Here is a 21,972-nt window from a genome sequence, read left to right on the forward strand (position 1 = left end):
TCGCTTTTCGGTTGTAACGGCTCGTGCGCCCAATCAGGATCGCGGCGTCATAAGCCTGAGATTCCTTTCATGAAGCTTGCCTCGGTTATTGCGTTGTCCCTCAGCCTGGTCACTGGTGCCGCTTTTGCCGGTGGTACGACCGAAGCTGGCGTGGGTGGTGCTCTGGGTGGCGTGCTGGGTTCTGTAGTCGGCCAACAGTTGGGTGGAAGCACCGGCTCGGCGATCGGTGCCGGCCTGGGCGGCGCTGCTGGTAGCGCAGTGGGTGCGGACAAGCACAGCCGTGGCGAAGCGGCGATTGGTGGCGCCCTGGGTGCAGCGGGCGGCAACGTGATCGGCCGCAGCGTAGGCGGCACCACTGGCAGCCTGATTGGTGCCGCAGCGGGCGGCGGCGCGGGCGGCGCGCTGGGTAACTACATGGGCAGCGATGATGATCGTGACCGTGGCGGCAAAAAGTACCGCGGCCATGCCGATCGCCGTTGGGACCACGACCGTGGCCACCATTACGGCCACCGCAAGCACTGGCGTCACCGCTGATCCCTCACGGGGCGGCCTCTGCCGCCCCTGTTTGGTCGGATCCATTCCGACCAAATGCTGAGCCTCCCTCTGTTCATTTCCTGAACGCGCGTTTACTCTGCCGCGCAATGTAACAGCATTGCGACATCATCCTGCGAACGACCCCTCACGCAGCGGTGTCGGTACATCAGGAACCCCGCCATGGCTGCACCCGACGACAACGGCGTTACCCATTTTCAACGCCTGGACCCTGCCCAGATCGATGTAGTGCTCGGGAGCGCCCGCCTCCCTCGCCAAGCGCCGCCTGCCCGCCAGGGTTCCAGTGGTATCTGGCTTGCTGCCTTGGCCATCGTGGCTACCGCGGCCTGGGCCTGGCATGGCAGCGATAGCCCCATAGCTGCGCCGCCTGACGGCACGGCCAGCCTGCCGCCAGTGCAAACTGCCGTGCATGAGCCCCGCCAGGTAGCAGTCGTGAATACCGCCGTGGCGACCCGCGTAGTGAACCAGGTGGTCATCATCAATGCACCCGCCAAGCCTGCGCCAGTGCATTCAAGCGCGGCGCCCGAGCCGGTTGCAACGCAAGCGCCTCAAGGCTTGGTGAGCGCCCAGTACCTGGCCCAGTTCAAGGCTGGCGGCGGCCGTACCGAAGCCTCCACCCAGCGGCCATACCAGATCGCTACCGTGACCATTCGCGAATGGGATGGGCCCAACCGGTATGTCGCCAAATGGCGAATCGAGGACAACCTGATCAACCAGGGCTCGGTGTGCTTCAACTTCCCGGCCGACAGCATTGAGCACCGTGAATGCCGCCGCGCGGCGCAGCAGTACTTCAAGGACCAGTGCAAGGATTGGACGCGCCGGGCAGAGAAAACCCGAGACAAGGAAACACGCGAAGCGAAAGCGCAGTACTGCGCAGTGGCGGGAGAGTTTGCGCCGTAAGAGGCTGGCGCAAACGGGCAGCGATCCATTCGCGAGCTACGCCCGCTTCCTATGAGGAAACGGGAGTAGCTTGCGAGGGTTTTTACAGCTGCGGGCCAGCGGCGCGGATGGCGTCGGAAACTTCGAATTTCTTGAAGTTCTCGATGAACAGCCCGGCCAGGCCTTTGGCGGCCTCGTCGTAAGCAGCGCCGTCTGACCAGGTGTTGCGTGGCTTGAGCAAAGCGGTATCAACGCCTGGGACGGCTTTTGGCACGTCCAGGTTGATGATGTCCAGGTGCTCGGTTTCCGCGCCTACCAGAGCGCCGCTCTGGATAGCCGCGATCACGCCACGGGTGGTCGGAATGTTGAAGCGCTTGCCCACGCCATAGCCACCGCCGGTCCAGCCGGTGTTCACCAGGTACACCTTGGAGCCGAAGGCGCGGATGCGCTTGATCAGCAACTCGGCGTACACGCCAGCCGGGCGCGGGAAGAACGGCGCGCCGAAGCAGGTGGAGAAGGTCGACTTGATGCCAGCGCCAGAGCCCATTTCGGTCGAACCCACCAGGGCGGTGTAGCCGGACAGGAAGTGGTACGCCGCCTGCTCTTCACTGAGGATCGACACTGGCGGCAGTACACCGGTCAGGTCGCAGGTCAGGAAGATCACTGCGTTAGGCTCGCCGCCCAGGTTTTTCGGAGCGATCTTGTCGATCAGCTCACGCGGATAGGCCGCACGGCTGTTCTGCGTCAGGCTGTCATCGGTGTAGTCGGGCAGGCGGGTTTCGGGGTTCAGCACCACGTTTTCCAGCACAGCGCCGAATTGGATGGCTTTCCAGATAACAGGCTCGTTCTTCTGGGTCAGGTCGATGCACTTGGCATAGCAACCGCCCTCGATGTTGAACACCACGCCTTCGCCCCAGCCGTGCTCGTCGTCACCGATCAAGTAGCGGCTTTCGTCAGCAGACAGGGTGGTTTTGCCGGTGCCCGACAAACCGAAGAACAGGGTAACGTCGCCCTCTTCGCCCATGTTGGCCGCGCAGTGCATCGGCAGTACATCGGCATCCGGCAGCAGGAAGTTCTGCACCGAGAACATCGCTTTCTTCATTTCACCGGCGTAACGCATGCCAGCGATCAACACTTTCTTGGCGGCGAAGTTGATGATCACGCAGCCATCGGAGTTGGTGCCGTCGCGCTCGGGCTCGCAGGTGAACCATGGCGCGTTCAGCACTTGCCATTCCTGGCGCGAAGCCGGGTTGTACTGCTCCGGGTTGATGAACAGGCAGCGACCGAACAGGTTGTGCCAGGCAGTCTCGGTGGTCATTTTCACAGCCAGGTAGTGGCTGTCGTCAGACCCTACGTGAACATGCGAAACGAAGTGATCGCGCTCAGCCACATAGCCGCTTACCCGCTCCCAGAGGGCATCGAAGCGGTCTGCGGGGAATTTGCGGTTGATAGGGCCCCAGGCGATGGAATCCTGGGTGGACGGCTCTTCCACGATAAAGCGGTCGACCGGAGAACGCCCGGTACGGTGCCCGGTTTTCACGACCAGCGAGCCATTGGCGGCAAGCTCACCTTCACCGCGACGGATGGCCTCTTCGACCAGTTGAGCGATGCTGATATCGGTATACACGGCGTTTTTGGCTTGCGTCATGAGAATCCCCGTCGGCGATTAGCCGAGTGCTCCAAACGTTTGTAGTAGAAAACCGCACCCTACTACAGCTAAAAAGTGGCCGGATTATGCCTACAACCAAGGGAAAAGAGTAGCTCCCTACGGTTAAAACGGCGCTATTCCGGCGCCTGCAGCCTTATTTACGTTGCTGAATCTGTTCAGTGACGACTATCTGACGGTGCATCGACCCCGCCGCCGCTAAATAGTTGCGCCAAGTCTGCCGCATCGAACAGATAACGCTCATTACAGAACTGGCAATCGAGCTCTACCACGCCGTCGCCTTCCTCGAGCAATGCCTTCGCGTCCTCTTCACCGAGGGTGATGATCGCGCGTCCGGATCGCTCCCGCGAGCAACTGCACTGAAACACGATCGCCTGGCGATCGAACAACCGCACCTCTTCTTCGTGATAAAGCCGATGCAGTACGGTTTCGTTGCTCAGGCCAAGCAACTCCTCCGTTTTCAAGGTATCTGCCAGTGCCAACAGGTGCTGCCAATTGGCCTGCCTGTCGTCCGGGTCTTTGCGTTTGTCTGTGGGCAACTGCTGCAACAGCATCCCGCGGGCACGCTGACCATCAGCCTCCAGCCAGAAGCGGGTACCTAGCTGCTCGGACATCGCAAAGTAGTTCGAGAAACACGCCGCCAGGCTCTCGCCATCCAGGGCCACTATACCTTGATAGCGCTGCCCTTCAGTGGGGTCGATGGTCATCGCCAGAGTGCCATTGGGCATCAGCTCCTGCAAGTCGTTCGCCGTACCGATCAGCGCCTCGTCATAGCGCGCCAGGCCCCGGATTTCCAAGGCATTGGAACACTCCACCATCAGCAGCGGAACCGGCCCCTCGGACCTCGCCTGCAGTATCAGCAACCCGTCGAATTTCAGGGTACCTGCGAGCAGCGCGGCGGCTGCGATGAACTCGCCCAAAAGCTTCGCCACAGGCTCAGGGTAGGTGTGCCTGGCGAGCACTTCGTTGTAGCTGCTCTCGACGGACACCATTTCGCCTCGCACGTCGGCGTCGTCGAAGATGAAACGTTGGGTGAAATCGGTGCTTGGCAAATCGTGCATAGGTTCGGCTATCACAGAAAGATGACAAAATATGTATCGGCGCTTGTATAAAGCCCGACTCGAAGCACCGCCTGGGTGCGAGTGGATGTCGCCTGATTTAGAGGTCTATATGAACAAACCGGCACTGTTCCGGGCAAGCTGGAATCCGCGCGGGCTGGCCCTGTGCAATCTGATCGCGGTTGCGTTGCTGGGCGTGTGGCTGTGGCCAGCGGGCCATGCAGCCTTTACCTCGTTCGACGAAGCGCTGTTTAACCTGCTGAATCAGCCACTGGCGACCAGCACAGGCTGGCGTTATGTATGGACCCTGGGCAGCCTGCGCCCGTTCGACGCGCTGGTCGGGCTTATTCTACTGGCGCTGTTGATTCGCGGCGACTGGGTTTTCAAGGCAACCCAGGTTCGCCAGGCCTTTTGGGGGTTCATTGCTACGCTGCTGCTGTTGCTGGTGGTGCGCGCGCTGTTTTCGAAACTATGCGATGGCATGGGTTGGCAACATGACAGCCCGACCATGGTGCTCCCGGGCGCGGTTCACCTGAGCGACTGGTACCCTCATCTGGAGCGCAAATGGGAGCTGAAGGACCAGTCAAGCTCAAGCTTCCCCGGTGACCATGCATCAGTGTTGCTGATCTGGGCCTTTTATATGACGTTCTCCAGCCGTACCGCTGCCCAGCGTGTAGTGGTCTGGGCGCTTGCGCTGCTGTTCATGATGCCTCGGCTGGTTGCTGGCGCTCATTGGGGGCAGGACGATTACATCGGTGGCATGATCATGGCGCTGCTGGCACTGGGCTGGTCTTGCCATACGCCGTTCCTGGCGCACACCAGCGCCTGGCTGGCAAAGCTCACCGCGCCGCTCTTTACTCTTCTTGAACGCCTGCCGGTAGTAAACAGGCTCAGCGTTATCCGCACCTAACCTTCGGAGCGAAACTGAAACAGCTGCCGCCGCTGTTTCTTGGTGGGCTTGCCATCAGTGCTTACACCGAGGGCGCCCGCCTTGCGTAGCGCGGCCGCCTTCTCACGGCGGGCGATGCTTTCTTCGGTTTCGGCATACAAGCGCTGCGCCTCGGGCGCACCGCGGCGCACATCGGATAGCGCCGATACCACTACCGTCCGCTCGTCGAACCCGGTTCGCAATTGGTACTCGTCGCCGATTTTCGGCTCCTTGCCGGGCTTGCAGCGCTCGCCGCGGAAATGAACCTTTCCGCTCTCGATAGCTGCCTTGGCCAGGGCCCGTGTTTTATAGAAACGCGCCGCCCACAGCCACTTGTCCAGGCGGACTTTTTCATCATGCTCAGCTTGCTGCGCCACTGCCTGACCTCAATTCGAAACATTCAATCACTCTACTACCCTCGCGGCGGGATGCAACGCAGCGTTGCTTTGTTTACAGTGCGGCACATGCTGCAACGTGACGCAATCAGGGCCGTGCCGTGGTCTATGCAAATGCAAGTGACCGCGCAGGCCTTGGCTTCGGGCCCGCCTTGTATGGGGCGTTTTACTTCAGGCGATTCTTGTTGAAGACTTTCGACCACCTCACTGTCATTGGCCTGCGGGAATGGATTGCCCTACCGGAACTGGGCGTGGCGGGCCTTCGCGCCAAGATCGATACCGGCGCAAGTACCTCCAGCCTGCACGCCACTGAGATCGAGCCGTTCGAGCGTAACGGCGAGCGCTGGGTGCGGTTCAACGCTCACCTGGGCTCTGTTGTGCAATTGCGGCACCGGCGCTGCGAGGCGCCACTGGTGGCAAGGAAAACGATCAAAAGCTCCAACGGCCTGGCGCAAACCCGCTACGTGATCCGCACATTGCTGGCACTGGGCGACCGCGTCTGGCAGGTGGAATTTACATTGGCGTGCCGCAAGGCCATGCGGTACCGCTTGCTGCTGGGGTCCAAGGCACTCATAGACGGCCAATTGGTCGTAAACCCTGGCGAAAAGTATGTGCAGGACAAACCGGTATCTCCGGCCTCCCTTTCAATTGCCCCAGGTGTTCAATGAAGATCGCTGTGCTATCGCGCAACCCGCGCCTGTACTCCACCCGCCGCCTGGTTGAAGCCGGTACCGAGCGAGGCCATGAAATGGTAGTGGTGGATACGCTTCGAGCGTACATGAACATCGCCAGCCACAAGCCTCAGATCCACTACCGGGGTAAGCCGCTGGAAGGTTTCGATGCGGTCATTCCGCGCATCGGCGCTTCGGTGACCTTCTATGGTTGCGCGGTATTGCGCCAGTTCGAAATGATGGGAGTGTTCCCCCTCAACGAGTCGGTCGCCATTGCGCGTTCCCGGGACAAGTTGCGCTCGCTGCAGTTGCTGTCCCGCAAGGGTGTAGGGCTGCCGGTTACCGGCTTCGCGCACTCTCCGGATGACATCCCCGACCTCATTCGCATGGTCAATGGCGCGCCTCTGGTCATCAAGGTATTGGAGGGCACTCAAGGGATTGGCGTGGTGCTTTGCGAAACCACCAAGGCTGCGGAATCGGTAATCGAGGCTTTCATGGGCCTGAAACAGAACATCATGGTTCAGGAGTACATTCAGGAAGCCGGCGGCGCGGATATTCGCTGTTTCGTGGTAGGCGACAAGGTGATCGCCTCGATGAAGCGCCAGGCCAAGCCGGGAGAGTTTCGCTCCAACCTTCACCGCGGTGGCAGCGCCAGCCTGATCAAAATCACACCTGAAGAGCGGATGACCGCCATTCGCGCCGCCCGGGTAATGGGCCTGAGCGTTGCGGGCGTGGACATTCTACGGTCCAATCACGGCCCGCTTGTGATGGAAGTCAACTCGTCGCCGGGCCTCGAAGGGATCGAGTCCACCACAGGCAAGAACGTGGCGAGCATGATCATCGAGCATCTGGAAAAGAACAGCGGCCCCAACCTCACCCGCACCCGGGGCAAGGGCTAGCAGGCTTCGCCCTGGGCGCTGCCTTACACAGCGTCCCGGGGCAGCATCAGGTTGAGCGGCAAGCGCACCCGTGCTTCCAGGCCACCCCCTGCGCGGTTGCGCAGCTCCACGTTACCCCCATGCATCGACGCGATGCGCTTGACGATCGCCAGGCCAAGCCCGGTCCCCTTGCTGCGGGCACGGTCGCCTCGGGTGAATGGATTGAAGATGCCTTCGAACTCTTCGGGGTTTATGCCTTCACCACGGTCCAGCACGCTGAGTACAACGTAAGGCGCGCTGGAATCCCCGGACACGAACGCTGCAACTTCCACACCTTTGCCCGCATGGTACAGGGCATTACCGATCAGGTTGTTCAGTAGCCGCTTGATGGAAACCCGCCGTAGCGGGAAGGGGGGAATAGGCTCCAGGCACAACCTCACCCTGTGCTCAGGCTGGTTGAAGGGTGCGACAACTTCTTCTACCAGCGCGCAAAGGTCGGCCTCCTCCACGGTTTCGTCCCGGCCATCCCGGATGAATGCAAGGAATTGATCAAGGATCGCGTCCATATCCTCGATGTCCCGAACCATTTCATCCGCGAACTCGTTATCGCTGCTCATCAGCTCAAGGGACAGGCGCAGGCGCGTGAGCGGTGTGCGAAGGTCATGGGACACCCCGGCCAACATCAGTTCCCGCTCGCGCCCGGCCTGCTCCACATCCTCGGCCATCTGGTTGAAGGCGCTGTATACCTCCGTCATTTCGCTGGGCGTGTCACTGATCGGCAAGCGAACACTGCGCCCCTGCCCCAGCTGCCTTGCCGCGAACACCAGGTTTTTCAGTGGCTGGTTGAGCTGCCGAACGAAAATCCAGGCCGACGCCGTCGACAGTAACCCGATTGCCAGGAACCACCCGAGTACGCTCCAGATCTTCTGCCCGCGAAGTGGGTGTGGGTACAGTGGCACTTTCAGCCAGTCTGGCCCGATGCTGGGTGCTCTCACCCATAAGGCAGGGGGCACATGCACACGCAACCGCACTTCCGTGTCTTCGCCCAGCTCGGCCTGCATCTGCCGCTGGTAGATTTCGCTGTAGGGCCAGTGCTGTTCGCCTTCCGGAACGGCCTCTCCGGAAACACGAAGCAGGCCCGCCGCTTCCGCGATTCGGCCCTGATTGGTTTCGTCCGCGGACCAATAGGCACGCAGCGTGAGCGCGACACCATGGCTGTACTGCCGATCGACCAATACGTCTTCGTTCATCAGCAGGTAAACGAGCGTCAACGCCTTGGAAAAAAGCACAACGGCCAGGACCAGCCACAATGTGCGAGCGAAGAAGCTTTGGGGGAACCAAACGGGGGTTTTCATGAATGCCAGCTTACCTCGGAGCCACACGCCGAGCGCCCCGGCAACAGCAGAAAGCAGGCAGGCAGCGCTTCAAAGGCGCTACCTGCCTGCGGGAAAGAATCAACGGCCGCTGTTGCCGTCGGGCACGAACACGTAGCCGACACCCCAGACGGTCTGGATATAACGGGGTTTGGACGGGTCGGGCTCGATCATGCGGCGCAACCTGGAGATTTGTACGTCGATGGACCGCTCCAGGGCATCCCACTCGCGGCCGCGCGCCAAACTCATCAGCTTGTCGCGGGTAAGTGGTTCCCGGGCATGCGTGACCAGGGCCTTGAGCACGGCGAACTCTCCCGTGGTGAGCATGTGCACCTCCTCGCCGCGCTTGAGCTCCCGCGTGGCAAGAGATAGCTCATAATCGCCGAACGTGACGGTTTCGTCGCTGGCACCCGGCGCACCCGGAACCGGCGTGGACTGGCGGCGCAACACCGCCCTCACCCGAGCGGCGAGCTCATCCGGGTTGAAGGGCTTGGCCAGGTAATCGTCGGCGCCTAGCTCAAGCCCCTTGATACGGCTGAGCTCGTCACCCTTGGCGGTGAGCATGATGATGGGGATCTGGTTGTCCGCCGCGCGCAGGCGCCTGCAGGCCGACAGGCCATCTTCGCCCGGCAGCATGAGGTCGAGCACGATCAGGTTGAACACCTCGCGACTTAGCAGGCGATCCATTTGTTCGACGTTGGGCACTGCGCGGGCCCGGTAGCCTTTGCTGACGAAGAAGCGCTCCAGCAGGCTGCTCAATCCGGGGTCGTCATCCACGATGAGGATTTTTTCGCCTTCACTGGTTTGGGCGGTGCTGCTCATGAATAACTCCTTTGCTGTCGGCGCGCATTATGGCGCAGCCGCCGGGGGACGTGCTTCGCGCATTGTTAGCAGATTTTTCGCCAAGGGATTGTGAAGGGCAAATTCCCCGGCCGCGGCCCTTTGCCACGCTCGGCTGGTTATAATGCGACGCTTTTTCCGCCGGCGAGTGCCGGCCCGGTTTGCCGCTGCCCCATCGCAGGTGCACGCATTACAGAATTCAGGTGGTTTTATGGAAAGCATCAACAGCCGCATCGCCGAAGAACTGGGCGTGCGCCCGCAACAGGTGGAAGCGGCGGTGGCGCTGCTCGACGAAGGCTCGACCGTGCCCTTCATCGCCCGCTACCGCAAGGAAGTGACCGGCAGCCTGGACGACACTCAGCTGCGCCACCTCGAAGAGCGCCTGCGCTACCTGCGTGAGCTGGACGATCGACGCGTGAGCATCCTGGCCAGCATCGAAGAACAAGGCAAGCTTACCCCTGAGCTTGCGCGGGAAATCCGCCTGGCCGATACCAAGACCCGCCTCGAAGACCTCTACCTGCCTTACAAGCAAAAGCGCCGCACCAAGGGGCAGATCGCGCTCGAAGCGGGGCTTGGCGAACTTGCCGATGGCCTGCTGGCCGACCCCATGCTGGTGCCCGACGCCGAAGCTGTGCGTTTCGTGGATGCCGAGAAAGGCTATGCCGACGTACGCGCCGTGCTCGAAGGCGCCAAGTACATCCTGATGGAGCGCTTCGCCGAAGATGCCGCCCTGCTGGGCAGGCTCCGCGGGTTCCTGGGCGAACACGCTACCCTTGCCGCGCGAGTCGTTCCTGGCAAGGAAGAGGAAGGCGCCAAGTTCCGGGATTATTTCGAGCATGACGAACGGCTCAAAGGCGCACCTTCCCACCGTGCCCTGGCGATTTTCCGAGGCCGCAACGAAGGCATTCTGAGCGTGTCGCTCAAAGTCGGCGAAGAAGCTGCAGGCACCCTTCACCCGTGCGAGGTGATGGTGGCCGAGCACTTCAGCCTGAAGAACCAGAACCGGCCCGCCGACAAATGGCTGGGTGAAGTCGTGCGCTGGACCTGGAAGGTGAAGCTGTACACGTCGCTGGAGAACGATCTGCTGGGCGAGCTGCGAGAAGCTGCCGAAGCGGAGGCTATCAACGTTTTCGCTCACAACCTGCACGACCTGTTACTGGCCGCGCCCGCCGGCCCCCGCGCCACCCTGGGCCTGGACCCGGGGCTACGAACGGGCTGCAAGGTGGCCGTGGTCGATGCCACTGGCAAGTTGCTCGACACCGCCACGGTTTACCCGCACGTTCCGAAAAATCAGTGGGACCAGACCCTCGCGGTGCTGGGCGCGCTGTGCACCAAACACAACGTGGACCTGATCGCGATCGGCAACGGCACAGCCAGCCGGGAAACCGACAAGCTCGCCGGCGAACTGATCAAGAAGTACCCAGCACTGCAGCTGACCAAGGTCATGGTGTCCGAAGCCGGTGCGTCGGTGTATTCGGCATCGGAACTGGCGGCGCGGGAATTTCCCGAGCTCGACGTCTCGATTCGTGGTGCGGTATCCATTGCCCGCCGCCTGCAGGACCCACTGGCCGAGTTGGTGAAGATCGATCCGAAATCCATTGGTGTGGGCCAGTACCAGCACGACGTTTCCCAACTCAAGCTGGCCCGGGGGCTGGATGCGGTTGTGGAAGACTGCGTGAACGCCGTGGGCGTGGATGTGAACACGGCTTCGGCTGCGCTGCTGGCGCGAATTTCCGGCCTCAACACCACCCTGGCTCAGAATATCGTCGCCCACCGCGACGCCAATGGCGCATTCCGTACCCGCGCGGAACTGAAAAAAGTCAGCCGCCTGGGTGAGAAAACCTTCGAGCAAGCGGCGGGCTTCCTGCGCGTGATGAACGGCGACAACCCGCTGGACGCCTCGGCGGTCCACCCCGAAGCCTACCCGCTGGTGCAGCGTATCGCCGCGCAGACCGATCGCGACATCCGCTCGCTGATCGGCGACAGCGCCTTCCTGCGCCGGCTCGACCCCGCACGCTACACCGACGAAACCTTCGGTTTGCCCACCGTTACCGACATCATCAAGGAACTGGACAAACCCGGCCGCGATCCGCGCCCCGAATTCAAGACCGCCGCCTTCCAGGACGGTGTCGAGGACTTGAAAGACCTGCAATTGGGTATGGTGCTGGAAGGCGTGGTGACCAACGTGACCAATTTCGGCGCCTTCGTGGACATCGGAGTTCACCAGGATGGCCTTGTTCACATCTCGGCGCTGTCGGAAAAGTTCGTGAAAGACCCGCGCGAAGCGGTGAAAGCCGGCGACGTGGTGAAGGTCAAGGTGATGGAGGTCGACATCCCGCGCAAACGTATCGCGCTGTCCATGCGCATGAGTGATACCCCTGGCGAGAAGATCGAGGGCAACCGAGGCGGCAGCCGCCCTGCCGGTAATCGTTCTTCCAACGCGCCACGGCCGCGTGAAACCGCAACCGCCGCTCCGGCCAATGGTGCCATGGCAAACCTGTTCGCCAATGCCAAGCAACTGAAGAAGCGTTGATGGACATTCCCGCCGAGGTTACGCAAAGCGCCTTCAGCCAGCTGCTCGGCTGCAAGGTGGTGAGCCTGGAGGAAGGGCGGGCCGAGGTTTCCCTGGCACTGACGCCGCCGCTGCGTAACCGCGGCGGCGTGCTTCACGGGGGCGCGCTGTTCAGCCTTGTGGATATCGCGATGGGGCTGGCGTGCTCTACCTCACACGGGTTCGACCGTCAGAGCGTTACCCTGGAGTGCAAAATCAATTATCTGCGGCCGGTCGCCGATGGCGAAGTAACCTGTGTGGGCCGGGTGATCCATGCCGGCCGTCGGACGCTGGTGGTGGAGGCGGAAGTGTCACAGGCCGGCAAAATGGTGGCCAAGGCGCAAGGCACCTTCGCCGCTCTATAGCCCGGCCGCGTGAAGTCGGGTAAGTTCGGCAGGTAAGAGGCAATGCCGAATGGCAACTCGACGCGGCCCGCTTGATCGGGCCTTTAACGATCGGGCGCCCGCTTCGACCTTGCAGAACGTCATGGCCATCCCCATATCGGGGCGATCGACGCGTAAGGACATCAACTTGAGCGAACTTCTGAACCGCCGCCTGCATTTGCTCGGCGAGCCTGCCAACCTGCCTCTGCTCAAGCAGTGCCTGCACGGTATAGAGCGCGAATGCCTGCGCGTGACCCAGGACGGCCGGCTGGCGCAAACACCTCATCCGGAGGCGCTGGGGTCGGCGCTGACCCACGAGCAGATCACCACGGACTACTCCGAAGCGCTGCTCGAATTCATCACCCCCGCCCTGCCCGATCCGGCAGAAACGTTCAAAAGCCTGGATGACATCCATCGCTTCGCCTACACGGCACTGGGCGATGAGCTGTTATGGGCGCCTTCCATGCCATGCGCGCTGCCAGCGGAGGAGGACATCCCCCTGGCCTGGTATGGCACGTCCAACATCGGCCAGCTCAAGCACGTTTACCGAAAAGGGCTGGCGGTACGCTACGGGCGCACCATGCAATGCATCGCGGGCATCCATTACAACTTCTCGATGCCGGAGGCGCTTTGGCCCCTGCTGCGCGACGTAGAAGCCGGCAGCATGGATGAGCGGGACTACCAGTCCGCAGCGTATATCGGATTGATCCGCAATTTCCGCCGTTACAGCTGGCTGTTGATGTACCTCTTCGGCGCATCGCCCGCGCTCGACGCCGGGTTCCTGAGGGGCCGCCCGCATCGCCTGGAACAGTTCGACGCAACCACGCTTTACCTGCCCTACGCGACGAGCTTGCGGATGAGCGACCTGGGTTACCAGAACAACGCCCAGGCCAGCCTCACCCCTTGCTACAACGACCTGCATAGCTACACCGAAAGCCTGCGCCAGGCCGTTGCCACGCCGTATGCGCCGTATGTGGAAATAGGCACCCACAAAAATGGCGAATGGGTGCAGCTCAACACCAACGTATTGCAGATTGAAAACGAGTATTACTCGAGCATCCGCCCCAAGCGGGTCACGTACACGGGCGAGCGGCCAATCCAGGCGCTGATGGCCCGCGGCGTGCAATATGTGGAAGTACGCTGCCTGGACATCAATCCGTTCCAGCCCACCGGGGTCGATCTGCCGCTCTCGCGCTTCCTCGATGCCTTCCTGCTGTACTGCGCGATGGAAGACAGCCCGTTGCTGCAAGGCCCCGAGTGCGGTGCCTGCACCGACAACTTCATGAAGGTAGTGAAAGAAGGCCGGCGCCCGGGCCTTGAACTGCAACGTGACGGCCAGGCCATCACACTGCGCGAGTGGGCCTCCCAGCTACTGGACAGCATCGCGCCGTTGGCCGAACTGCTCGACCAAAGTCACGGGATGGATGAGCATCGCCAGGCACTTGCCGCCCAGCGCGACAAGGTCGCAGACCCTGCGCTCACGCCTTCTGCTCAGGTGCTCGCGAGCATGACGGCCCACAAGGAAAGCTTCAGCCAGTTTTCCATGCGCCAGACCCAGGCCCATGCTGACTATTTCCGCAGCACCGCGCTGGCACCCGAGAAGCGAGACAGTTTCGAAAAGCAAGCGGTCACGTCGCTGGCGGCACAGAGCGACCTGGAGCGCAACGAAGTGGGCGAATTCGACCTCTTCGTTGCGGCTTATCAAGCCAGCATTCTGGGTATAAGCCAGTAATAGTGCTCGCTGACTGCGCGCCTGCAAGAGGCGCTTCCCTGTGGGAGGCGGCACCGCCGCTTCCTACAGAGTTAGAGGCCTCTTACAGGGTTTTCTCGAATATCTTCGAGTTGCGCTGGTAGTTGTACAGCGATGCCCTGGCCGAGGGCAGGCGCTCTACCTCGCTGGGGCTGAAACCGCGCTCGCGGAACCAGTGGGCGGTACGGGTGGTGAGCACGAACAGGGTTTTAAGCCCTTGCTGACGGGCCCTGGCTTCGATCCGCTCCAGCAGTTCATCGCCCCGGCCGCCGTGACGATACTCCGGGTTTACCGCCAGGCATGCGAGCTCGCCGGTATCGGAATCGGCGATAGGGTACAGGGCGGCGCAGGCGATGATCATGCCCTCGCGCTCAACCACGCTGAACTGCTCGATTTCCCGTTCCAGCACCTCCCGAGAGCGGCGCACCAAAATGCCTTGCTCTTCGAGGGGGCGGATCAGCTCGATCAAGCCGCCCACATCACTGATAGTGGCTTCGCGCACCTGCTCGAACTGCTCTTGAGCGACCAGCGTACCGCCACCATTGCGGGTGAAGAGCTCCGTGAGCAGCGCGCCGTTCTCGGCATAGCTCACGATATGGCTACGGGCAACCCCACCGCGGCAGGCCTGGGCGGCGGCATCCAGCAGCTCGCCCTGATAATCACTGCCCAACCGTTCCAGATGCGCCGGTACCTGCTGCGGGCGAAGCTCACGCACCAACTGGCCGCGCGCGTCCATCAAGCCGGGCTCCGCGCCGAACAACAGCAGCTTGTCGGCCTCGAGGTCGATCGCCGCGCGAGTAGCCACGTCCTCGCAGGCAATGTTGAAGATTTCGCCGGTAGGTGAATAACCCAGCGGGGATAACAGGACGATGGTTCTCTCATCCAGCAGCCGATTGATGCCCTTGCGGTCAATGCGCCGTACTTCCCCGGTGTGGTGATAGTCCACCCCTTCCACCACACCAATGGGCCGGGCAGTGACCAGGTTGCCGCTGGCAATGCGCAAGCGCGCGCCCTGCATGGGGGAAGAGGCCATGTCCATGGAAAGCCTCGCCTCGATGGCCACCCGAAGATGGCCCACCGCGTCGATCACACATTCCAGCGTTGGCCCGTCGGTAATCCGTAAGCCACGGTGATAGTGTGGAGTAAGGCCGCGGGCAGCGAGGCGGCTTTCGATCTGGGGGCGCGAGCCATGCACCAGCACCAGGCGTACCCCCAGGCTGTGCAGCAACACAAGGTCATGCACGATATTGCCGAAGTTGGGGTGCTCCAGGCCATCGCCTGGCAGCATGACAACAAAGGTGCAATCCCGATGGGCGTTGATATAGGGCGAGGCGTGGCGAAGCCAGTTGACGTATTCGGGCATGGAACGGCCTGTACTGTACTGAGGTAAGACGAAGTGGGGGCGCGAAACGGGGACGGTTATCGTCGCGACAGGCCTGGCAACACGCGCACTTCTCCTTCTACAGTAAGTTGGCCCGGCGGGCGGAGCGCCTCAGCTCAGGGCGGGCCGCAGGCAATAATGTTCAACGAGGTCCTGTAACAGACGCAGCGTAGGGTCCAATCGTGACATTTCGAGGAATTCGCCGGGCTGATGCGCGCAGGCGATGTCACCGGGGCCAAGCACAATGGTCTGGCAACCCAGTTGCTGAAGATACGGCGCCTCCGTTCCGAATGCCACCGCTTCTGCCCTGTGGCCGGTGAGTTTTTCCGCCACTTTCACCAGTTCGCTCTCTGCAGGCTCCTCAAAGGGCGGAACCTCCGAAAACAGAGGACGATAGTCGATCTCCACCTGATGCCGCTCAGCGACGGGCCGCAGCTTGAGGCTGATCGCTTCCCGCAGGGCTGCTGGGTCCATGCCTGGCAGTGGCCGTAGATCGAACTCCAGCGAGCATTGCCCGCAGATACGGTTAGGGTTGTCTCCGCCATGGATGCAGCCGAAATTCAACGTGGGTTGCGGAACGCCGAACTGAGGGTTCTGGTAGCGCTCCTGCCATTCGCGGCGCAGGCCCATCAGCTCTCCAATGGATGCATGCATCGCTTCCAGTGCGCTGTGCCCCAGTGAAGGGTCGGAGGAGTGGCCGCTACGGCCCAGGATGTCGATGCGCTCCATCATCACCCCTTTGTGCAAACGGATCGGGCGCAAGCCGGTGGGCTCACCGATAACGGCGGCTCGCCCCAGTGGCGCGCCTTCACGGGCCAGCGCCTTGGCGCCTGCCATCGAACTCTCCTCGTCGCACGTGGCCAGGATCATCAACGGCTGTCGGAAAGGCTGGGCCAGCAATGGGCGCACGGCCTCGATGACCAGCGCGAAAAACCCTTTCATGTCACAACTGCCCAGCCCCACCCAGCGGCCATCGACCTCGGTAAGCTTGAGCGGGTCGGTTTTCCACAGGCGCTCGTCGAACGGAACGGTATCGCTGTGCCCGGCCAGCACCAGCCCGCCCGGCCCGGAACCGTACGACGCCAGCAGGTTGAACTTGCCAGGCGATACTTCCCGGACATCGCAGGCAAATCCTAGCTCCGACAGCCAACCGGCCAATAGCTGAATAACCGGGCCGTTGCTCTGGTCCAGGCTGGCTTGAGTACAGCTGACCGAGGGCGTTGCCACCAGTGCGGCAAAACGTTCCTTGAGTGTAGGTAACGGCATCGAGAACTCCCTGAGGCTTGGTCGGCGGACAGGCTCGCGGTCAGAGCCGGGGGCGCCGCTGGCATGACTGCTGTACACTGCGCGGCTCTTCGCGTCTACGCTACGCCTTGTCTGCGTTCGGATATACCCGCCATGCACAAAGAAACCGAAATCAAACTGCGCATCACCCGGGAAACCCTGGCTGCCCTGCGTGAACATCCGCTGCTGAAAAAACGTAACAAAAGCGGCTGGTCCCGTCACGAACTCTTCAACCAGTACTTCGACACGCCAGAGCGCGACCTTGCGCAGGCCCGCGTGGCGCTGCGCCTGCGCAAGGATGGCGACGCCATCATTCAAACGCTCAAGACACGCGGCCAGAGCGTTGCCGGCCTGTCCGAGCGTAACGAATTCGACTGGCCGCTGGAAAAAGCCAAGCTGGATTTGAAAAAGCTGGATGACAGCTGCTGGCCAGCGGCCCTTGCCGAGCTGGACAAGAAAACCATCAAGCCGCTGTTCACCACCGACTTCGTGCGCGAAAAAGCCGAAATCGCCTGGGGCCGCGGCAAGGCCAAGGTAGTGCTGGAAGCTGCGCTGGACCTGGGCAAAGTAGTGTCGGGCAAGCAATCCGAGGAAATCTGCGAGCTGGAGCTGGAGCTTCGCGAAGGCGACCCGGCTGGCCTGCTGGAACTTGCCTGCGAACTGGCCGCCACCCTGCCCCTGATGCCCTGCGACATCAGCAAGGCCGAACGCGGCTACCGCCTGCTCGACCCTGCCAGTTATACCGTTTCGGTACCGGCCTCCGTAGTGGAGGCCGAGCAAGCACTGGACGACGCCTTCAGCGCTATCGCCTGGTATTTGCTCGGCAGCAGCCAGCGGTTGGCCGAGCAGTATCGTCACACCGGTCAGTGGCGCCTGCTGCAAGACTGGGTTCAGCAACTGGTGGAGCTGCGCGCCTTGCTCGGTAGCCTGGGGCAAGCAGCGCCACGGCCGACTACCCACGATTTGCGCGCAGGCCTGGACGCTTTGCTCGAAGACTGGCGGCCATTGGTCGAAGCGGGCCAGGAAGACGAAGACGTACGCGCCGCGGCACAGGAGCAGTTCATCGAGGAGCTGACCGACCCACGTTGGGGGCATTTCTCCCTCAGCCTGTCGCGCTGGCTGCTGGAACGTACCTGGACGGTGGACCGCGCCAACCGAGGCAACCGACAGGGGCAAGCACCGCTGGCCAACTGGCTGGGGCATTTCCTCAAGGAGGAAATGATCGCTTTGAAGCTGGAGCGCTACGAGCGCCAGCCCGAGGACCTGGCCGAGCAGTTGCCGCGCCTGGAACGTGTGCAGGTGTGGCTGCACCACACCCGCGACGTGCTGGACGTGGAGGAAACCGACCGCTTGTACGGCGAGCTGAACAAGCTGCACGCCCTCGCCAGCCTTCCTGTGACTGACGAAGTGCTGCAACCGCGCGCGGACCAAGCGGCCATCGTAGGCCGTACGCGCGCATGGAAGGCCCTGTCGCGCTAAGCATTCACTGCCGCGCACATATGCGCTGACAGTAGCGTTGCGCCTCGCGCTAGCGAGGCAAGGTAGGATTTCCTGGCCGGGCAAGGATGCCCCCTCAGGAAACCTTCACATGGACACTGTCAGGCCCAATGAAGACGCACCGCTCGATCTGGGCGAACTGCTCCACTCGCTGATGCGCCAGCAACGGCTCACCTGCGCCGCGGCGGAACTGGCCCTCAACGGCCGCAGGGAACACCCGGACTCGCACCCGCTGGAATACCTTGCCAGCTTGCAACTGAACGACATGGCAGCCCCCGGGCAACCGCTTACCCTGGATGCGCTTTGCATGTGGCTGGCGAGCCAGGTCGGGCAGCCCTTTCTGCGGCTGGACCCCCTCAAGCTGGACCGACGGCTGGTGACCACCACAATGTCGGCTGCGTTTGCCCGGCACCACCAGATTCTCGCCGTCGCTTCGACCGACGACACTCTGACCATTGCCAGCGCCCAACCCGGAATTCGCGGATGGGAAGCAGACCTGGCTCAAACCTGCCGCAAGACCATCCTGCGCGTGGTTGCCAACCCAGTGGAGTTGCGGGGGCTGATCGCGGACTCTTTCAGGCTGGCGCAATCGGTGCGCGGCGCCAGCGGTGCCACGCCTAAAAGCTATACCGAATCCTTCGAGCAACTGGTGTCGCTTCAGGGCGTGGAAGAAGCCGCCGCTGGTTATGAAGCGCCTGTAATCGACATCGTCGACTGGCTGTTCAAGTACGCCTTCGAACAAGGCGCCAGCGATATCCATATCGAACCCAGGCGCGAACACGCAGACATCCGCTTACGTATCGACGGAATGCTGCGCGATGCCTACCAGCTACCTCTCCCCGTCGGGCTGGCCGTGATCAGCCGGCTCAAATCCCTTGGCCGCATGAACGTGGCCGAGAAACGTCGCCCCCAGGATGGCCGGGTGAAAACCCAGGCCCCCAGCGGCGCAACGATCGAGCTCCGCCTCGCGACACTGCCGACCGCCTTCGGCGAAAAGATGGTGATGCGGATCTTCGACCCGGCTGTGCTCAACAAAGGCCTGGGGGCGCTGGGCCTTCGTCAGGAGGACCAGCAGCGCTGGGAAACGCTATTGGCCAAACCTCACGGTATCCTCCTGGTCACTGGCCCGACCGGCTCTGGCAAGACCACCACGCTGTATGCCAGCCTCCACCGCCTGGCTACACGGGACGTAAACCTGTGCACCATCGAAGACCCGATCGAAATGGTTCACCCGGCGTTCAATCAGATGCAGGTCCGCCCCTGCATCGAGCTGGGGTTTGCCGAAGGGGTACGCGCACTCCTGCGCCAGGACCCGGATATCATCATGGTTGGCGAAATCCGCGATAGCGAAACCGCCCATATGGCCGTACAGGCAGCGCTCACCGGGCACCTCGTGTTGTCCACCTTGCATACCAACGACGCGCCTGGCGCGCTCACCCGCTTGATGGAACTGGGCGTACCCGCGTATCTGGTAAGGGCCACGTTGGCAGGCGTGATTGCGCAACGGCTTGTGCGCATTCTGTGCCCTCATTGCAAAGCCCGGGTGGCTATCACCCCGCACGATTGGCTTAGCCTGGCGGGTGAGTCCTCAGAGCGACCGCCCAGCCAGATCCACGAAGCCCGAGGCTGCGATTTATGTGGGGGTTCAGGCTACAAGGGGCGCGCGGGCGTGTACGAATTATTGGCCGTGAACGAAGCCATCGGTGAAAGCATCGTCGCGGAGCCGGACCTGACCGCGATTCGCCGCCTGGCCTGCGCCGCCGGCATGCAGCCCCTGCGCGCCGCCGCCGCGCGCCTGGTGGCGGCAGGCCACACCAGCCTGGCGGAAGCGCTGCGCATAGCGCCTGCGATGGCATGAAGCCGCCCCCAGGCTTGGGTCCGCAGGGCGGAACTCTACCCCCCGCGCCGCGCTCAAAGAGGGTGGATAACAACACACTTGGAGTACGCTGTCATGCGCGTCAAACTCGCTGTAGCAACCCTGGCGCTGGCTTCACTGCCCCTTTCTTCTGCCATGGCAGATTCGTTCTGGCGCAACGTGCTGTCTTCAGGCGCGACCACAGGTTCCACCTACCTGACCTTCAAGGACCACAAGATGGTCGTTGCCGCGCAAGATGACGCCGGCAGCTTCGTTGCCAGCAATGGCGAAATTCGTGGGCCTTACCTGGAAGCCGCCATCACTCGACTGAGAGCGGACAACCCTGGTATGCAGGCTTCCGACATGGAGCTTGCCAACGCCATTCTGGCGAAGAACGCCCTGGCCGAGCAATAAGCCAGGTTAGCCCCGCGGCCGTGCGCGCGGGGCTATCCCTCATTCCCCGATAGCGCTTTGGTACCCTGCGGCATCCAGCAGCTTGTCCAGCTCGGCGGTATCGGTTGGCTTGATCTTGAAGAACCACGCGCCGTAAGGTTCGCCGTTGACGCTTTCAGGGGCGTCGGCCAGTGCTTCATTGACCGCGATCACTTCACCGCTCACCGGCGCATAAATGTCGGAAGCTGCCTTCACCGACTCCACCACGGCTACCTGGTCATTGCGGGAAACGGTTTTTCCAACCTCCGGCAGTTCGATGAACACTACATCCCCCAGGGCTTCCTGGGCATGGTCGGAAATACCGACGGTAACGCTGCCATCGGCTTCAAGGCGTGCCCACTCGTGGCTTTCGGCATAACGGAGTTCAGCTGGGATATTGCTCATGGGTAGTCCTCAAAAGGTCGACGGGGATTGCCACGGTTGGCGTCAGATCAGTATTTTGCCGTGTCGCACGAAGGTGGGTTTCACCACTCGCACAGGGTACCACTTGCCACGGATTTCCACTTCGGCGCGCTCTGGCGTTTGCCGCGGCACTCGGGCCAGCGCAATGGACTTGCCAAGCGTAGGCGAAAAACTGCCGCTGGTGATTTCACCCTCGGCCTTGTCGAGGCGCACCACTTGATGGGCGCGCAGCACGCCGCGCTCTTCCAGTACCAGCCCTACCAGCCGTGAACCTGGCCCGGCAGCGAGTTCTGCCTCCAGCGCGGCGCGGCCGTTGAATGCCCGGTTCGACGGCTCCAGGGCGACTGTCCAGCCGAGGTTGGATACCCAAGGGGAATGTGCTTCGTCGAGCTCCTGCCCGTAGAGGTTCAGGCCTGCCTCAAGCCGCAGGGTGTCCCGGGCACCAAGGCCGATTGGCGTGATCCCGGCCCCTACCAGGTCGTTGAACAATGCGCAGACCTCGTCTGCGGGAAGGAGAATCTCCAGCCCGTCCTCGCCGGTATAACCCGTGCGAGCGATGAACCAGCCGTGATCTTCGCCCGCCTGGAACGGCTGGAGTTTGCGGATGAGGGCCGCACGCGTGCCACCCAACAGCTCCGCGACCCGCTCTCGCGATGTAGGGCCTTGCACGGCAAGGATTGCGGTGGTCACCCGCTCGATCACTTCCACGTCCTGCCCTTCGGCCTGGGCGCGCAGCCAGGCCAGGTCCTTGCTGCGGGTCGCCGCGTTGACAACCAGGCGGTAGCCTTCTTCGCGCCGGTACACGATCAGGTCGTCGATGATCCCGCCGTGGGCATTGAGCATGGCGCTGTAAAGGGCGTGCCCAGGCCCATGCAACCGGTCCACATCGTTGGCCAGAAGTTGGCGCAGCCACTTGTGGGCGCCGCTGCCCACGACGTCGACCACTGCCATGTGGGAAACGTCGAATACACCGCAGGCCCGGCGCACCTCATGGTGCTCCTCGACCTGGGAGCCATAGTGCAGAGGCATTTCCCAACCGCCAAAATCGACCATCCTGGCACCCAGTGCCAGATGCTGGTCGTACAGCGGTGTGCGCAATCCCATGGGGTTCTCCTTCCCGGCGCTGCGAATGGGCGGCATTGTAGCCTTCCTATCTGCCCCTGGCACCCTGGCGCA

At 62.2% G+C, this 21,972-nt stretch carries 20 protein-coding genes; 11 read left to right on the forward strand and 9 right to left on the reverse strand.

What is annotated here, in order from left to right; genetic code table 11:
• The first annotated feature begins 69 nt into the window (after positions 1-69).
• Positions 70-534 carry a glycine zipper domain-containing protein gene (locus tag G7016_RS01150; protein WP_181110995.1) on the forward strand — a complete coding sequence of 155 codons (465 nt, stop codon included), beginning with the start codon at positions 70-72 and terminating at the stop codon, positions 532-534.
• A gap of 180 nt (positions 535-714) precedes the next feature.
• The gene (locus tag G7016_RS01155; protein ID WP_181110996.1) at positions 715-1,452 is read left to right on the forward strand and encodes a hypothetical protein; all 738 of its coding nucleotides are present in this window, start codon (positions 715-717) and stop codon (positions 1,450-1,452) included.
• Positions 1,453-1,534: 82 nt separating this feature from the next.
• Here G7016_RS01155 and G7016_RS01160 read toward each other — a convergent pair whose 3' ends face one another.
• Entirely contained in the window at positions 1,535-3,079 is a 1,545-nt protein-coding gene (locus G7016_RS01160; RefSeq protein ID WP_181110997.1) for a phosphoenolpyruvate carboxykinase, read from the reverse strand.
• Between the two features lie 176 nt (positions 3,080-3,255).
• Positions 3,256-4,158, reverse strand: a complete 903-nt coding sequence (hslO, locus tag G7016_RS01165; protein WP_181110998.1) for an Hsp33 family molecular chaperone HslO — start codon at positions 4,156-4,158, stop codon at positions 3,256-3,258.
• A 109-nt stretch (positions 4,159-4,267) separates the two neighbouring features.
• Between hslO and G7016_RS01170 the strand changes: the two genes are divergently transcribed.
• The gene (locus G7016_RS01170) at positions 4,268-5,065 is read left to right on the forward strand and encodes a phosphatase PAP2 family protein (RefSeq protein WP_181110999.1); all 798 of its coding nucleotides are present in this window, start codon (positions 4,268-4,270) and stop codon (positions 5,063-5,065) included.
• On the opposite strand, the gene G7016_RS01175 is transcribed toward G7016_RS01170, so the two are convergent.
• Positions 5,062-5,460 carry an RNA-binding S4 domain-containing protein gene (locus G7016_RS01175; protein WP_181111000.1) on the reverse strand — a complete coding sequence of 133 codons (399 nt, stop codon included), beginning with the start codon at positions 5,458-5,460 and terminating at the stop codon, positions 5,062-5,064. The two genes, G7016_RS01170 and G7016_RS01175, sit on opposite strands and share 4 nt — an antisense overlap.
• Positions 5,461-5,663: 203 nt before the next feature.
• On the opposite strand from G7016_RS01175, the gene rimB reads away from it, so the two are divergent.
• Together rimB and rimK are read left to right on the forward strand one after the other, a co-directional pair.
• Positions 5,664-6,146 (forward strand): retropepsin-like aspartic endopeptidase RimB, encoded by a 483-nt coding sequence (gene rimB, locus G7016_RS01180; protein ID WP_445674413.1) that lies wholly within the window; start codon positions 5,664-5,666, stop codon positions 6,144-6,146.
• Positions 6,143-7,048 (forward strand): 30S ribosomal protein S6--L-glutamate ligase, encoded by a 906-nt coding sequence (gene rimK, locus G7016_RS01185; protein WP_181111001.1) that lies wholly within the window; start codon positions 6,143-6,145, stop codon positions 7,046-7,048. Before rimB ends, rimK begins: the two co-directional genes overlap by 4 nt.
• A gap of 23 nt (positions 7,049-7,071) precedes the next feature.
• Here rimK and G7016_RS01190 read toward each other — a convergent pair whose 3' ends face one another.
• Positions 7,072-8,382 carry an ATP-binding protein gene (locus tag G7016_RS01190; protein ID WP_181111002.1) on the reverse strand — a complete coding sequence of 437 codons (1,311 nt, stop codon included), beginning with the start codon at positions 8,380-8,382 and terminating at the stop codon, positions 7,072-7,074.
• Positions 8,383-8,481: 99 nt separating this feature from the next.
• Positions 8,482-9,222: an osmolarity response regulator transcription factor OmpR gene (gene ompR / locus G7016_RS01195; RefSeq protein WP_181111003.1), complete on the reverse strand. Its 741-nt coding sequence runs from the start codon at positions 9,220-9,222 to the stop codon at positions 8,482-8,484.
• Positions 9,223-9,451: 229 nt separating this feature from the next.
• Between ompR and G7016_RS01200 the strand changes: the two genes are divergently transcribed.
• The 3 genes from G7016_RS01200 to gshA all read left to right on the forward strand — a co-directional run bounded on the left by G7016_RS01200 (position 9,452) and on the right by gshA (position 13,906).
• Positions 9,452-11,773 (forward strand): Tex family protein, encoded by a 2,322-nt coding sequence (locus tag G7016_RS01200; protein WP_181111004.1) that lies wholly within the window; start codon positions 9,452-9,454, stop codon positions 11,771-11,773.
• The gene (locus G7016_RS01205) at positions 11,773-12,156 is read left to right on the forward strand and encodes a PaaI family thioesterase (RefSeq protein ID WP_181111005.1); all 384 of its coding nucleotides are present in this window, start codon (positions 11,773-11,775) and stop codon (positions 12,154-12,156) included. Before G7016_RS01200 ends, G7016_RS01205 begins: the two co-directional genes overlap by 1 nt.
• Before the next feature lie 166 nt (positions 12,157-12,322).
• Positions 12,323-13,906, forward strand: coding sequence for a glutamate--cysteine ligase (gshA, locus tag G7016_RS01210; RefSeq protein ID WP_181111006.1), 1,584 nt, complete (start codon positions 12,323-12,325; stop codon positions 13,904-13,906).
• An 82-nt stretch (positions 13,907-13,988) separates the two neighbouring features.
• On the opposite strand, the gene argA is transcribed toward gshA, so the two are convergent.
• Positions 13,989-15,287 carry an amino-acid N-acetyltransferase gene (gene argA, locus G7016_RS01215; protein ID WP_181111007.1) on the reverse strand — a complete coding sequence of 433 codons (1,299 nt, stop codon included), beginning with the start codon at positions 15,285-15,287 and terminating at the stop codon, positions 13,989-13,991.
• A 129-nt stretch (positions 15,288-15,416) separates the two neighbouring features.
• On the reverse strand, positions 15,417-16,571 hold the full coding sequence (argE, locus tag G7016_RS01220) for an acetylornithine deacetylase (protein ID WP_181111008.1): 1,155 nt from the start codon (positions 16,569-16,571) through the stop codon (positions 15,417-15,419).
• 132 nt (positions 16,572-16,703) lie between these two features.
• On the opposite strand from argE, the gene G7016_RS01225 reads away from it, so the two are divergent.
• The 3 genes from G7016_RS01225 (at position 16,704) to G7016_RS01235 (ending at position 20,355) form a co-directional block, all read left to right on the forward strand.
• A complete protein-coding gene (locus tag G7016_RS01225; RefSeq protein WP_181111009.1) occupies positions 16,704-18,068 on the forward strand; it encodes a CYTH domain-containing protein in 1,365 nt (454 codons plus the stop codon).
• Positions 18,069-18,177: 109 nt separating this feature from the next.
• Complete coding sequence (locus tag G7016_RS01230) at positions 18,178-19,944, forward strand: GspE/PulE family protein (protein WP_181111010.1); 1,767 nt, start codon at positions 18,178-18,180, stop codon at positions 19,942-19,944.
• A gap of 93 nt (positions 19,945-20,037) precedes the next feature.
• Positions 20,038-20,355, forward strand: coding sequence for a DUF2388 domain-containing protein (locus G7016_RS01235; protein WP_181111011.1), 318 nt, complete (start codon positions 20,038-20,040; stop codon positions 20,353-20,355).
• Positions 20,356-20,394: 39 nt separating this feature from the next.
• Here G7016_RS01235 and gcvH read toward each other — a convergent pair whose 3' ends face one another.
• Positions 20,395-20,778, reverse strand: a complete 384-nt coding sequence (gene gcvH / locus G7016_RS01240; RefSeq protein WP_181111012.1) for a glycine cleavage system protein GcvH — start codon at positions 20,776-20,778, stop codon at positions 20,395-20,397.
• A gap of 42 nt (positions 20,779-20,820) precedes the next feature.
• Positions 20,821-21,900 carry a glycine cleavage system aminomethyltransferase GcvT gene (gcvT, locus tag G7016_RS01245; protein WP_181111013.1) on the reverse strand — a complete coding sequence of 360 codons (1,080 nt, stop codon included), beginning with the start codon at positions 21,898-21,900 and terminating at the stop codon, positions 20,821-20,823.
• Positions 21,901-21,972 lie beyond the last annotated feature (72 nt).

The organism is Pseudomonas japonica (genome assembly GCF_013522925.1).
In the GTDB taxonomy this organism is placed as follows: Bacteria; Pseudomonadota; Gammaproteobacteria; order Pseudomonadales; family Pseudomonadaceae; genus Aquipseudomonas; species Aquipseudomonas japonica_A.